The following is a 12,937-nucleotide window of genomic DNA, read 5'->3' on the forward strand; positions in this document are numbered from 1 at the left end:
TTCCGTTGCTTAGTGAGTGCGATCTGAAGCGAGGAACAGGAGCTGTATGGACAGGTCTCCTCAGACTGCCGGCTCGATTGCCGATGAAATTCACGCGACCTTGCTCGACGTTGAGGGCGAGGAAGGGGAAGAGCATATCCATACACCCGGGCCGAGCTATTGGCCACTGTTGTTGGCCGTGGCGGTGGCTGCGGTCTTCTTTGTGCTGCTCTTATTGAACAGCGCCCCCTTGCTCTCGCTCGGGCTGGCGCTGGTGGCAGGCATTTTTGTGATTGCCTTTATGGTCGGTTGGGGAATCGAGGACCCCTTCAAGTCTCTGCCGCCCATCTATGTGCCCGCGCCCGCTGAGGCGCGCGATCGCTCGCCTTTCAAGCTGGGTCTGGACGTGGTCGATGCCCGTGGCAGCTGGCTTGGAACCATTCAAGCCCGCTTCCCGACCTATCTGCTGGTTGAGCGTGGGCGCCTCTTCCCCAAGGTCTACTATGTGCCGCGTCAGGCGGTAACATCCCTGAGCGATGACGGTGTAGTGCAGCTGAATCTGAGCGAGGCGGATCTGCAGCGCATGGGTTACAATCGGGTGCCTGATGATCTCTATAGCGAGTCGCCCGAGCCAGATGTGCCGCGCGTGCGTGGTATCCCGCAATTCGGCAGGCTGCCGCTCTCTCCTGCTCAGACCGGTCATTATCTCTACGGCGCTCGCTGGCCCGGTATCAACACGGATGCCAAGAACTCGTACCATCTGGATGAGATCCAGCCCGACCCCAGCGAGTATGTAACTGAGGGCTATCCCGTTTTGAACCATGCCCCCGCAGGGAGCGGCAGCTAGTTCGCTCATCGCCCTCAACCCCTGTGTAAGCAAACCCTACGCCGGGCGACCGCTGTGGTCGCCCGGGTTTGTTTTGCGTGGGGAGAGCTATCCGCTTTACTCTCTCCCCTCAGCCGGAAGGAGGGGTGTCCCAGCTCCCTCCCTCCCTATCGGTCAGGTCCCTTCCGTTTGGCCTTCCTGCTGTACCTCCCGGCTCTGCTTGGGGCGCGCAGCCGCATAATAGAGGCAGAGATCACGGAGAAAGCACTGGTCACAACGCGGTCGTTGAAAGAAGCAGCGACGCTGGCCGTGCCAGACGAGACCTTTGTGGAAGTTGTAGATGGTGCGTGCATCGGACGGCAGCAGGGCTTGCAATACGGGCTGTGCTTGCTCGGGAGTGAGTCGGGGCGGGATGAGGCCCAGGCGGATAGAGATGCGATGGACGTGGGTGTCGACGGGGAGCACTGGCAGGCGGCAGCTAAAGAGGAGGACGCAGGCGGCAGTCTTGGGTCCGACGCCCTCGAAGCGACTGAGCCAGGCGAGACTTTCCTGGACAGGGAGGCTGCAGAGGAAGTCAAGATTGAGAACGCCGCGCTCAGCAGTGATCTGGCGCAGGATGGCCTGCAGGCGCGGCGCCTTGACTTCTGGCCAGTTGACGACGGCAATGGCTTGCTCCACGGCTGCCGTGGGAGCGTCACGTACCGCTGCCCAGCTCCCGAATTGCTGGCGCAGGCTCGCATAGGCGGCGGCTGTCTGTTCGTCGCGCGTGCGATGCGAAAGCAAGACATCGACGAGCTGGCTGAGTGGGTCCTTGCTGGACCAATCCGGCTCACCGTAGTGTTCGACCAGCCGCCGCGTGATCTCCTGAACCCGCAGGCACCGGGCAGCCTGGTCTTGACTCTGCTCCGCTACCCTCCGCTCCTCCAAATCTGGGGGCTGAGGCGTTTCGCCGAAGAGCGCCTGGCGGTAGAGCGCAGCCTGCTGGCTGCGCCGCTGCTTCTGCTTCACGGAAATTGGTCCTTTCTCGCTTCCTCGTTCGCTTGCCCCAGAAGCCTGGAGACGCTTAGGATAGGCCTGGCCGCCCGATCCAGAGGGAGCAACGGCCAGGCCAGGCGAGACGGCAGGCTATGAAGCTGGCTACTCGCCCGAGGTGAGGGCTTCCTGCTGGCTCGCCTCCTCGCCCTCGTGGGCCTGGCTCTCTAGCCAGCGCTCCAGATCGATGGCAGCCCGACAGCCGTCGCCGGCAGCAGTGACCGCCTGGCGATAGCGGCGATCCGTGACATCGCCAGCGGCAAAGACGCCCGGGATATTGGTCATGGTGTGCTCAACAGGGATAATGTAGCCCAGCTCATCCATCTGCAGCAGGCCACGGAAGAGGTCGGTATTCGGCTGATGGCCGATGGCCAGAAACAGCCCCTCGACGGCCAGTGTCTGCTCGTCGCCCGTCTTGACGTTGCGCAGGCGCAGGCCGGTCACTGAGTCCTCGCCTAGCACCTCGACCACTTCGCTATTCCAGATAAAGCTGATCTTGGGATTCTTCAAGGCGCGATCCTGCATGATCTTGCTGGCACGCAGGGTATCGCGACGGTGGATGACGGTCACATGGCTGGCGTAGCGCGTGAGGAAGAGGGCTTCCTCCATTGCAGTGTCACCCCCGCCGACCACGGCCACCTCTTTCTCTTTAAAGAAGAAGCCATCACAGGTGGCACAGGCGCTGACTCCGCGTCCCTGCAGACGCTGCTCGCTCGGCAGTCCCAACCATTTGGCACTGGCGCCGGTGGCAATGATCACTCCTCGGGCCAGGTAGCTGCCCGAATCGCTGGTAATCACAAAGGGGCGGCGACTGAAGTCGACAGCGGTCACATCTTCAGGCAGCATCTCAGCCCCGAAGCGCCTCGCCTGCTGCTCCATCTTCTCCATCAGGGTCGGCCCCAGAATACCTTCTTCAAAGCCGGGGTAGTTCTCGACCTCGCTGGTGAGCATTAATTGCCCACCGACCTGATAGCCTTGAAAGACCAGGACCGAGAGATTGGCGCGAGCCGCGTAAATGGCCGCTGTGTAACCCGCCGGCCCCGAGCCGATGATAATTGCGTCGTAGACCTTCGCCATAGACGATATGTACTCCGCTTCTGACAAACTTATCTCCCTGACCGTAGGAAGGAACGCGACAAGTTCACTTGTGAAAACACGAGAGGGAGGGTCTTTTATGCCCCTCTTCTCTCCAGCCCCGGCTCAGCCAGCCAGATAAGCCCCAGAGCAACCCGCCTCGCCTTGCTTCAGGCCAGACTTCAGAGACGCTCGGGCGGTAGCGACAGCCGCTCAGTATTGAGCCTTCCCTGGGCCCGATTGAGGGCAGCGTCGATGTTGGTGCAAGCCGTGATGAGCGAGAGATGGGTGAAAGCCTGGGGGAAGTTCCCCAGGGCTTCGCCACACAGCCCGACTTCTTCGGCATAGAGGCCAACATGGTTGCTGTAGGTGAGCATCTTCTCCAAGAGCAGGCGCGCCTCGTCGAGTCGCCCGCAGCGCGCCAGGACTTCGGCCAGCCAGAAGCTGCAAGGACTGAAGGTGCCTTCCTGACTCCCCAGGCCATCGTCGGCAGCCCGTCCAGGATCATAGCGGTGTACGAGAGAGTCGCTGGCCAGCTCGCGCTGAATGCGCTCGATGGTCCTGAGCATGCGCGGCTCGTTCGGTCCCGTGAACTTGACGATGGCCATGAGCAAGGCGCTGGCATCAACCGCCTCGCTTCCGTAATACTGGACAAAGCTCTGCCTGCGCTCGCTCCATCCCTTGTGCATAATCTGCTCATAAATGCGGGCACTGGTCTCCATCCACTCGACCATCGGCGCTGGCCAGCCACGGTGACGCGCCAGGCGCAAGGCTCGATCAAAGGCGACCCAGCTCATGACGCGCGAATGGACAAAGTGCTGGGGGCCACCGCGTACCTCCCAGATGCCTTCATCAGGGTCATCCCAGTGATGTTGCAGCCATTCCAGCAGGCGGCGGAGATTCTCCCAGAGATCGTACGAGATCGTGCTATAGCGATTGAAAATGTAGATGGCATCCATCAGCTCGCCATAGACATCGAGCTGCTGCTGCTTGTAGGCGGCGTTGCCGATGCGAACGGGGCGACTCTGGCGATAGCCCTCCAGGTGATCCAGGGTGTACTCAATCAGCTCCTGCTCGCCGTTGACGCCGTACATGGGCTGGAGCGAGCCGTTCTCTTTCAGCTCGTGGCAGCGTGCGTCAAGCCACTGCATGAAAGCCTCGGCTTCCTGGGTGAAGCCAAGAGTCAGCAGGCTATAGAGCGTAAAGGCAGCATCGCGCAGCCAGGTATAGCGATAGTCCCAGTTGCGAGCCCCACCGACCGTTTCGGGGAGGCTGGTCGTCGGCGCGGCCACAATAGCCCCCGTGGGGGCATAAGTGAGCAACTTGAGCACCAGGGCCGAGCGCTGCACCATCTCGCGCCAGCGCCCCTGGTATTGGCACTGGGAGAGCCAGCGCCGCCAGAAGCTGAGCGTGCGTTGAAAGGCTTCATGATAGCGACGCGATGAGACATGTTGTGGGCCAAGGTCGCCGCGCCTGGCGCTCTCGAGCAGGAAGTAGGCTGATTGGCCAGCATGCAGGGTAAACTCTGCGTGCACCCCCCCCTGTCCATCCTCGCTCAGCGATATCGTGCTGGCCAGCCCCAGGGACAGCCCATCGCTGTGGAACACTGCCCCCTCGGGCGAGAGATGGATGACGTGCCCGTCGCGGGCATAGTTGAAGGCGGGACGACAGACCAGCTCGAATTTGAGCGAGCCGCGCACCACGGTCACGGCACGATAGAGATGATGCTGATGCTCGGCGCTGCCGGGCACCTTCACCGGCATGAAGTCGGTGATCTCGCCTACTCCATCGACCGTGAGAAAGCGCGTCAGCAGAATGTTGGTCTCTGGAATATAGAGCTGCTTCTGCCCCATCGAGGCGTGATCGTGCGGCGGTGGCGCAATGCGAAAGAAGCCACCTTTTCGCGCATCGAGCAAGGCGCCAAAAACACTAGGGGAATCGAAGCGCGGAATACAGCACCAGTCGATCGAGCCGTTTTTGCCGACCAGGGCCACCGTATGCAGGTCTCCGATGATCGCATAGTCCTCAATAGGTAAATAGGTCGCTGGGCGACCATCTGCCGTTTTTGGCTGCTCAAGGCGACCTCGTGACCGCACGGGCGGTGCTGTCTCTCCTCCGTGGTGCGACTTTGCCTGTTCCATGCCAGAGTCCTTTCGCGCCATCATTGCTTTCTAGCGACAGGGTATGGTATACAGAGAAAGCTATGACTTCGCAGCGCCCAGCAGCGTCAGGCAGCCAGCCAGCGCTCCTGTAGCCCGGCAGAAAACTGCTTCGCTTCGCTGTCGGCGCGTCGCGCTTCCCTGTTGCTCTCTGCTGGTATGCATTGTACCACAGGGGAACAGCGGATCTGCTCAGGCTCAAGTCCTGGCCCAAGCACTTCTGAGACAGACTGGCGCCGCAAAGATGAAGAGCGAGCGGGCGACAACGTCGTGCCCCCTCGCTCGCTCGATCGGGAGAGGGACCGGTGTCAGCAAAGAGCAACATCATCGAGCACGGCAGGAACCTCTACCTTTATAAAGGGCAGAGCCGGGTCGATCTGCTTTTTTGATCTCTCTAGCAGAGCAAGGCTATTGGACGGGTGGAGCGGTCGCCAACACCAGGCCGGTAGCAGAGAGTCGAGCAGCTACTGCCTGGTCCGGCTGAGAGAAGAGAGGGCCTCTAGCAGGTAAGCAGACAAGCAAGCGAACAAGGAAGGAAGGAAGGAAGGAGAAGAGGAGCATGGCAGATCTGGCGTCCGTACCTGACTTTGAGATGGTAGCTACCTGTATCGCAGAGCGCTTTGAGCGCATGCGCCCCTTGATGAGTCAGTGGGCGGATCTGGCGCGCCTGGCAGTCCAGGGGCTGCCTCACGACCGGGCGCGTCTGGCCGAGCTGGAGCGCCGTCTTAATCAGCTACGTGCGGAACTGCGGACGTTTGTGCTGGTGGCGTCCGAGCATTTTTCCGATGGGCAGCTGGCTGCCTTGCGTAAACAGGCCCGCATGAGCAAATCGGCCTGGCGCTCTTTGAAGAAGGTCCGCCCGATCACCACGCGCTCCGGCTTCACACTGCTCAGTTTCTAGCTGGCCCGGCCCGGCAAGGATGCCGGCGCTCGCTCGCACGACGCGCTCTTTCCGACGCCGAGATGCTATACTGAATTGACGCGCCGCCTCTCTTCATGCGTCACGAGCAGCGCCAGGTTGCTCTACTCTCGTCCTTTTGTACAGTGGTGCGTTTCCTTTGGTTGTCCTTTCTTTCTAAGGAAGAGGGCAGAAAGGGGGCTCAGGTTTCGTATGGCACCTGCAGCAGCACGCGTGCTGGCGATCGATATCGGCACGGGAACACAGGATATCCTGCTCTTTGAAAGTGGCAGGACAATGGAAAATAATGTGAAGCTGGTAATGCCTTCGCCAACGGTGATTGTGGCCGAGCGCATTCGTCGGGCGACGGAGGCGGGCCGGCCTCTGCTGCTGACCGGGGTCACGATGGGCGGTGGCCCTTCGCACTGGGCAGCGCGCGACCATGCTCTGGCCGGCTATCCGGTGGCGGTGACCCCCGAGGCGGCGCGCACCTTTGACGATGATCTGAACGCGGTGGCGCAGATGGGCTTTGAGATCCTCAGTGAGGAGGAGGCCACCCGGCAGGCCCTGCGCCCGGATGTGGTCCATATTGAGCTGCAGGATCTGGATGCGCAGGCCATCGTCCAGGCTTTGCGCACTTTCGATGTTGATCCGCGAGTAGATGCCCTGGCCATCGCCGCCTTCGATCACGGGGCCGCTCCGCCGGGCTATAGCGATCGGCGCTTCCGTTTCGAGTTTCTGGAGCGCATGATCCGTCGCTCGCCAAGACCAGCCACCTTCGCCTATCTGGCAGACGAGATTCCTCCGGCACTGACCCGTCTGCAGGCGCTCAAAAGGAGCGTCGCCCGCTACGTGGAGTACAGCGGTTCCAGGCCGAATCTGCCGATACTCGTGATGGATACGGGAGCTGCGGCAGCATTGGGAGCCTTGGAAGATCCGCTGGTTCGCCAGCAGACCCAGAGCCTGCTGTGTAACATCGGCAATTTCCATACGCTGGCTTTCCACCTGGTGGAAGGGCGTATCGTCGGTCTTTTTGAGCACCATACCGGCGAGATCAGCCGGGCACGCCTGGAGGAGCTGCTGCAGAAGCTGGCCGCTGGCACACTGACCAATGATGAGGTCTTCGACGATAGCGGACACGGGGCTTTGGTGCTGGAGCCAGCACGCCCAGGCGCGTCGCCCACTTCCTCTTCGGAGCCGCCGTTTCTGGCGGTCACCGGTCCCCGCCGCGAGCTGCTGCGCGGCTCGGCACTGCCTCATTACGAGGCAGTACCGCATGGCGATATGATGCTGGCCGGTTGCTTTGGTCTGCTGCGCGCCCTGGCCGAGCGCGTGCCCGAGTTGGCCTCAGCGATCCGGCCCGCGCTATTGAACGAGAGGGGCTGACCCGTGGCAGACCAGATGGACAGCTCAAAGAAGGACCTGTAGCGCGCTGAGCAGAAGCGGTCTGACACGGAGGCAGACAGGCCAACTGGCGAGAGGAGGAGAAAAGGAAGGGGGAGGAAGAAAGAACAGGAGCGGAGAGCTGCATCAGGGAGTCAGACCACTCTCGGGAGTCTCGGCGCTGGAGGAGTGAGCGGATGCTTCGGCCTCTGAGGCTGGCGTGGGTAAAGGAATTGGCCCCTTGCTGCGCTGCCGACGACGGCTCCTGCGGCGAGGAGCGGCTTGCTCAGGGTCAGCATTGGGGTCGGCGCGTTGATCGAGGATGCGGGCCACTTTTTCGCGGATCAAGGTAATCTGGGAGTAGACGGCCTGGCGTGACTGCTGAAGCTTGCGGGCGATAGCGGAGGGGCGTTCACTATTGGCCAGATAGCGACAGATGGTAGCCTGTTTCTCTGTCAGATCGACATCGGGGTGAGAGAGCGCAGTCCGAGCCAGATCGACCAGTTCGCCATAGCGCCGGCGCTTATACTCATCGAGGTCCGCCGGAGAGAAGAGCCAGCGATCAACGACTCGTACGCCGGGGATGCGTCCGGCCTCTACAAGATGCATAAAGTGCCAGTAACTCAGATCGAGTTGTTTGGCGGCCTCGTGGGTAGTCAACATACCATTCAGATGCTGCAGGTTATAATGCAGTTCATCACTCCGCAGGGCCATCTTGGACGCCTTTCTCCACCTGGGATGCAGGTTATCTTGTCTTCGTCTCGCCTTCGTACGCTGGTGGTCAGCGCTAGCAAGCAGCAGGCAAGATACAGTTGCTCATGGTGAGTATACCATACCCAGGGAGGGTTAGCAAGGCATAAGGAAGGGAAGCCGCCTCGGGAGAACGGTGAGGCGAGCGCACGGACGAGGGCAGGAGAAGATCACAGAGCTGAGCAGCGCAGGAGGCGCTTATAGTGAAGAACACCTCGGGTCCATGAGAAGCCTCTCATGGGACCAAGGTGTCTCAGCCGGGAGACGCCGTGTGAATGAGCGCCTCTGCTCGTTGCGTTGCTCTGTTTTTTTTGGCTGCGCGCAGCGGACAGCGGCTTAGCTCAACCGGAAATAGAGCCGAAGCCTTCGCTTAGCGAGGCCGATTGAAGAGATTCTGCAGGCGCATCGCCAGCATCATATCGCCGCTGATCTTGATCTTGCCAGTCATGAAGGCAGTCGTGGGATCGAGCTTGCCCTCAACAATGGAGGCCCAGTCTTTATCACTGACCGTGAGGGTGATGTCGGGCTTCTCTACGCCGCCCTTGATCAGCTCGGCCTGACCATTCTCCACTTTGATAGCATAGACGCCGGGATCATCGCCAGTGATGTTCCACTGGAAGGTCTTATTCAGCCCACTCGCGGCTGACGGATTGACGTTCTGAACCATCGCATCGAAGATTTCAGCAGTTGTCATTGGTGCACTCCTTCTTTGCTCTTTCGCAGGGAGTTACCCTAACTGGCACTGGTTACAGTATAGCAATGGCCCACAAAGAATTCCAGGCAACTGGCTAACAAAAACGCTCGCTTGCCCAGGTGAATAGCTCACGCTCGGGTCTGGAGTAGGGGGCCAGTCCGAGGAGAGGGGGCAGAGCGTGCCTCTTGCCAGGGGCGGAGCTTAATGGTATCGTGTCCCTGGCTGGTCGACATATCCAGGGCGTGCAGCGGAGCGCCGGCCTCAGTGCAGGGCCGGGCAGGAGTAGCGCCAGCCTTGCAATCTGTCGCTGTTGCAACGGGCAGGACCCGCGACGGCGGGCCTGGCCTGTCGGCAGGGAGGGAGGGAAGACAAGAGAGATCCACTATGGCTAGTGCAAGTAGTTTTAAGGTGAAGGTGGAGGGCGGCTATCTCCAGTTTAGTGCCGCCCACTTCATTACCTACGGCGGGAAGTGCGAGCGCCTCCACGGCCACAATTATGGCGTCACCGTGGAGGCGGAGGGGACCCTCAACGAGGATCAGCTGGTCTTCGACTTCACGATCCTCAAGCGCCTGACGCGCGAGATCTGCCAGCGCCTCAACCATCGCTTCTTGCTGCCGATGAAGAATCCGCAGATCGAGCTGATTGCCTCCGCCGATGAGTGGGAGATCCGCTTTCGCGAGAAGCGCTACGTCTTCCCACGGTCCGACGTGGTGGAGCTGCCGATCGATAACTCAACCGCGGAGCGGCTGGCTGAGTATATCGCACAGGAGCTGCTGGAGGCCCTGGCGCCCTACAATACGTTGAATGTGCAGACACTAACGGTGGGCGTTTCGGAGGCTCCGACGCAGATGGCCTGCTACCGCCTCGATCTGCGGGGACGTCTGCCAGGCTGAGACGCAGCGCCGGGCTGGTTCAGGCTCTGGCCCCTGGACTTGCCTGCTCTGCGGGCAGCCCGGCAAAGAAGCGCTCTGCGGCGATCCGGCCCTGGCGATAGAGCGCCTCGATCTCGCCGCGACTCAGGTCGAAGCGCGTGGCCCCGATCTTGCCAACGGGGATGCTGATGGCGTGGATGGCTCCCATTCCACAAGCACGCTGCTCCAGGGCAAAGCGGTCATGGGCCGCAAGCATGGTCTCCAGGAGGGCCTGACTAAAGGCCACCAGGTTGCTCAGCGGCAGGAAGATCGGCTCCTCTGGCCGATCTGCGTCTTTATCATGACCATCCCCATCGTCCTGGCTGTCGCCCTCGCAGAGGCGAAAGCCCAACAGCGGGCGGGCCAGTTCCCCATCTGAGGGGAGCAGGGCGAAGAGGGGGAAGCCGCTGACGAGGCCGCCATCGACGATGTAGCTGAGTCCGCCATCGGGACGCTGGAGAGTGACTGGCACATAAAAGAAGGGGATGCTCGCACTCATGCGTACGGCCCGAGCAATGTCGAGCTGGTCGGGGTCGAGGCCATAGCAGGCGCGCTCGCTGTGCAGGTCTTGAGGCAGACGCAGCAGGCGCCGACGGCTGACGTCGGCAGCGACCACGGTCAGCCGATACGCCGGAGAGTAGTCGACCGCTGGCTCTTTTGCTGGAGGCAGACGCAGGTCGCCGAAGCAGCGCAGGCCACGGGCTTGTAGCAGCTCACGCATGAAATGCTCTAGCTCAACGCCTGTGTGGAGGCCGAGCTTGAAGAGCAGACGACTGACCTGGTGGAGATGCAGGCGGTCGTCGGCAGCATCGTCGGCAAAGCGACGATAGTCAATGGCTCCCATGATGGCATGTAGCTCGGCAGCACTGTAGCCAGCGGCAACCAGGGCGGCGATCATGGCACCGGCTGAGGTGCCCGCCAGACGGTACCAGCGATAGCCGCGCTCTTCAGCAACGGCTACGGCCCCGATGTGAGCCAGTGCCCGCATGCCACCACCTTCGAAGACGGCGTCGGCAACCAGAGCAGGGCGATGAGCCGGGCCGGAATTGGGAACACTCTGAGAGCGAGAAGCAAGAGGAGTGTCGGGAGTATTAGACATGTTGGGGAGGACCTCCAGAAGATGAGGTTGTTGTGCGCGCTCCAGGACGCGCTGGCGAGGAAAGAGGAATGGTTTGATCAGGAGAGCAGTTGTGTCTTCAGATGGACGCTCTCTAGAATAACTATACACTGATTTCAACAGAAAAGAAAAGTCTCTGGACGGGCACGAGTGCAGCGATGCTCTAGCCTTTCCATCCCGAGTATTACCAGAGTGCTATCTTAACGGTTTTTTTCTATGCAAGGCCCCCCAGGCCGTGATAGAATGGCAAACGCAGAATCGCGAGATCGCGCCCACTGCAGCCAGGGGAGTGTCTCACCCTCGACGAGCAGGCCCTGAAGCCAGTGTCTCTCTCGCAGGCTGACACTCACTGGGCTGCCGTCGCGCTGCAGATGCTGGTTGTGAGCGGAGTGAGACTATGGGATGGGCTTCGAGATCGTTTTCCCCGTGCGACGACGAAGACGACGATGGATAAGGTCTATTATCTTGATTTGCAGACCCTCCTGGACTATCTGCAGGGGCAATCTGCGATTCTCTCAACGACGGTGAGCGTCCCTTCTGTGCGCGGCACCTGCCAGGGCCTGGTTTTTGTGAAGGAGGGGACAGTACTGGAAAGCCTCATCCAGGGGCCGAATGGTACGCTGCTGGCAAGCGGGGCCAGGGCTTATGCACTGCTAAGCAGCCGCGATCAGTGGCAGGTGCGTATTCAGCCCGATGTCGAGCAGGTGCTGCGCTCCCTGGTAGGCCCCACTCTGCCCGAGCCGGAGCCGCGGCCAGGGCCAGGACCGAGGCCGACTCAGGCCGCGCTTCCTCCCGCCTCTCCTGTCTCGCCTCCTTCCCTCTCGCTGACGCCGGTCCCCCGACCGCTGCGCCCGCTCGACGCCCAGCTGCTGGCGGGCTTCAGCATGCGCCAGCGTTTCGTCTTGCGCCTGGTTTTTACGATGGTGAATGGCGAGCGCTCGGTCGAGCAGATCAAGGCACAGTTGAATCTCTCGTCGGCGGTGGTTGAGGAAGCGCTGATGACGCTGCGCACTCTGGGTGTGATCAGCTAAGCTCAACGCTGTAGCTTCGCTACGATGGAGGATGGTATGAATTCCCTGTTGGCCTGGTGGTTCCACCTGACGCTCCCCAGGCATCTGCCGGAAACAACGCCGGCTGAGCGTGAACGTGCCCGCTATGCTCGCTTAACCAGCACGTTCGCTCTGGTGATCGCCCCGCTCGGCCTGCTGGCTTTTATCTACGGAGCGCTGACTTCTCTGAATCCGATCGCTCCCTGGATCGAGGGCGTGGCTTGCTTCTGCGCTCTGGCCTCGCCTCTGCTGAACCGCTGGGGCTTTACCTATGCCGCCGCCTCCTTGCTCGTGCTGAACTCGATGATCAACTCGGTGGGAAACCTGATTACGAACCCTCTTGATCCGGTCTACGTGGGAATCTTCAGCGCGCTGGTGATCCCGGTGGTGCTTGCCGGGGCCTTGTTGCCCCCGGTGGCCTCCCTGCTGACAAGCTTCCTGAACAGCGCCGTTATCGTCGGCCTGACACTCTTCCAGCAGCATACGCCCGAGTACGATCGCTGGCTGCGCCTGGGTTATGGCTCCATTATGATCGCTTTGCCGATCGCCCTACAGCTGATCGTGGGTATCATCACCTATGTGATTATGCGCTATCTGATTGCGACGATTCGCCGCGCCGATCGGGCCGAGGAGATTATCGCTCTGCAAAAGGAGATTACAGAGTATCAGCGCCAGCGCGCTCAGGAGCAGCGCCAGCTTGAGGAGGGCATCGCTCAGATCGCTCAGGTCCATGCGGCGGTGGCCAATGGCAATCTTGAGGCCCGCGTGCCCACCGGTCAGGAGGGGGTCCTCTGGCAGATCGCTGTACCGCTCAATAATTTGTTAAACCATGCCCAGCAATGGAAGCGCAATTCCGATTTGCTGGAACAGACCTATACGTTGGCTCATCAGTTGGTGCGCTATTTGCAGCGCTGCCGCTTGCAGCAGACGCCGGCGGTCTTTACGCAACCAACTGGTACGCCTCTTGATCCTATTCTGCCAGAAATTCAGTACTTGAGCGAGAAGGCTAGCAGACCGAGCCGCACGTCGTCTCTGTAGTGAGCCGACGATGGTGGCTGGCTGGC

12 protein-coding genes are annotated in these 12,937 nt (G+C 61.0%); 6 read left to right on the top strand and 6 right to left on the bottom strand.

Annotated features, from left to right (window positions below):
• Nucleotides 1–46 precede the first annotated feature (46 nt).
• Nucleotides 47–826, top strand: a complete 780-nt coding sequence (locus N688_RS13955; RefSeq protein WP_052889852.1) for a hypothetical protein — start codon at nucleotides 47–49, stop codon at nucleotides 824–826.
• Between the two features lie 153 nt (nucleotides 827–979).
• On the opposite strand, the gene N688_RS13960 is transcribed toward N688_RS13955, so the two are convergent.
• The 3 genes from N688_RS13960 to N688_RS13970 all read right to left on the bottom strand — a co-directional run bounded on the left by N688_RS13960 (nucleotide 980) and on the right by N688_RS13970 (nucleotide 5,052).
• Nucleotides 980–1,813: an endonuclease III domain-containing protein gene (locus N688_RS13960; RefSeq protein ID WP_202901926.1), complete on the bottom strand. Its 834-nt coding sequence runs from the start codon at nucleotides 1,811–1,813 to the stop codon at nucleotides 980–982.
• Between the two features lie 129 nt (nucleotides 1,814–1,942).
• Nucleotides 1,943–2,914 carry a thioredoxin-disulfide reductase gene (trxB, locus tag N688_RS13965; RefSeq protein WP_052889853.1) on the bottom strand — a complete coding sequence of 324 codons (972 nt, stop codon included), beginning with the start codon at nucleotides 2,912–2,914 and terminating at the stop codon, nucleotides 1,943–1,945.
• A 179-nt stretch (nucleotides 2,915–3,093) separates the two neighbouring features.
• Nucleotides 3,094–5,052, bottom strand: a complete 1,959-nt coding sequence (locus tag N688_RS13970; protein ID WP_081838843.1) for a glycoside hydrolase family 15 protein — start codon at nucleotides 5,050–5,052, stop codon at nucleotides 3,094–3,096.
• A gap of 577 nt (nucleotides 5,053–5,629) precedes the next feature.
• Here N688_RS13970 and N688_RS13975 point away from each other — a divergent pair.
• Both N688_RS13975 and N688_RS13980 read left to right on the top strand, forming a co-directional pair.
• On the top strand, nucleotides 5,630–5,971 hold the full coding sequence (locus N688_RS13975; RefSeq protein ID WP_052889854.1) for a hypothetical protein: 342 nt from the start codon (nucleotides 5,630–5,632) through the stop codon (nucleotides 5,969–5,971).
• 210 nt (nucleotides 5,972–6,181) lie between these two features.
• Nucleotides 6,182–7,354 (top strand): DUF1786 domain-containing protein, encoded by a 1,173-nt coding sequence (locus tag N688_RS13980; protein ID WP_052889855.1) that lies wholly within the window; start codon nucleotides 6,182–6,184, stop codon nucleotides 7,352–7,354.
• Nucleotides 7,355–7,498: 144 nt separating this feature from the next.
• Here N688_RS13980 and N688_RS13985 read toward each other — a convergent pair whose 3' ends face one another.
• Complete coding sequence (locus N688_RS13985; protein WP_052889856.1) at nucleotides 7,499–8,065, bottom strand: helix-turn-helix domain-containing protein; 567 nt, start codon at nucleotides 8,063–8,065, stop codon at nucleotides 7,499–7,501.
• Between the two features lie 406 nt (nucleotides 8,066–8,471).
• The gene (locus tag N688_RS13990; protein WP_052889857.1) at nucleotides 8,472–8,795 is read right to left on the bottom strand and encodes an SCP2 sterol-binding domain-containing protein; all 324 of its coding nucleotides are present in this window, start codon (nucleotides 8,793–8,795) and stop codon (nucleotides 8,472–8,474) included.
• Between the two features lie 384 nt (nucleotides 8,796–9,179).
• On the opposite strand from N688_RS13990, the gene N688_RS13995 reads away from it, so the two are divergent.
• Nucleotides 9,180–9,689: a 6-pyruvoyl trahydropterin synthase family protein gene (locus tag N688_RS13995; protein ID WP_052889858.1), complete on the top strand. Its 510-nt coding sequence runs from the start codon at nucleotides 9,180–9,182 to the stop codon at nucleotides 9,687–9,689.
• A gap of 19 nt (nucleotides 9,690–9,708) precedes the next feature.
• Here the strand turns inward: N688_RS13995 and N688_RS14000 are convergent, their stop codons facing one another.
• The gene (locus N688_RS14000) at nucleotides 9,709–10,806 is read right to left on the bottom strand and encodes a patatin-like phospholipase family protein (protein WP_081838845.1); all 1,098 of its coding nucleotides are present in this window, start codon (nucleotides 10,804–10,806) and stop codon (nucleotides 9,709–9,711) included.
• A 341-nt stretch (nucleotides 10,807–11,147) separates the two neighbouring features.
• Here N688_RS14000 and N688_RS14010 point away from each other — a divergent pair, with 341 nt between their 5' ends.
• Both N688_RS14010 and N688_RS14015 read left to right on the top strand, forming a co-directional pair.
• Nucleotides 11,148–11,855, top strand: a complete 708-nt coding sequence (locus N688_RS14010) for a hypothetical protein (protein ID WP_052889861.1) — start codon at nucleotides 11,148–11,150, stop codon at nucleotides 11,853–11,855.
• A gap of 36 nt (nucleotides 11,856–11,891) precedes the next feature.
• Nucleotides 11,892–12,911 (top strand): hypothetical protein, encoded by a 1,020-nt coding sequence (locus N688_RS14015; protein WP_052889862.1) that lies wholly within the window; start codon nucleotides 11,892–11,894, stop codon nucleotides 12,909–12,911.
• Nucleotides 12,912–12,937: the final 26 nt, after the last annotated feature.

Origin of the sequence: Thermogemmatispora carboxidivorans, assembly GCF_000702505.1 — a bacterium.
In the GTDB taxonomy this organism is placed as follows: Bacteria; Chloroflexota; Ktedonobacteria; order Ktedonobacterales; family Ktedonobacteraceae; genus Thermogemmatispora; species Thermogemmatispora carboxidivorans.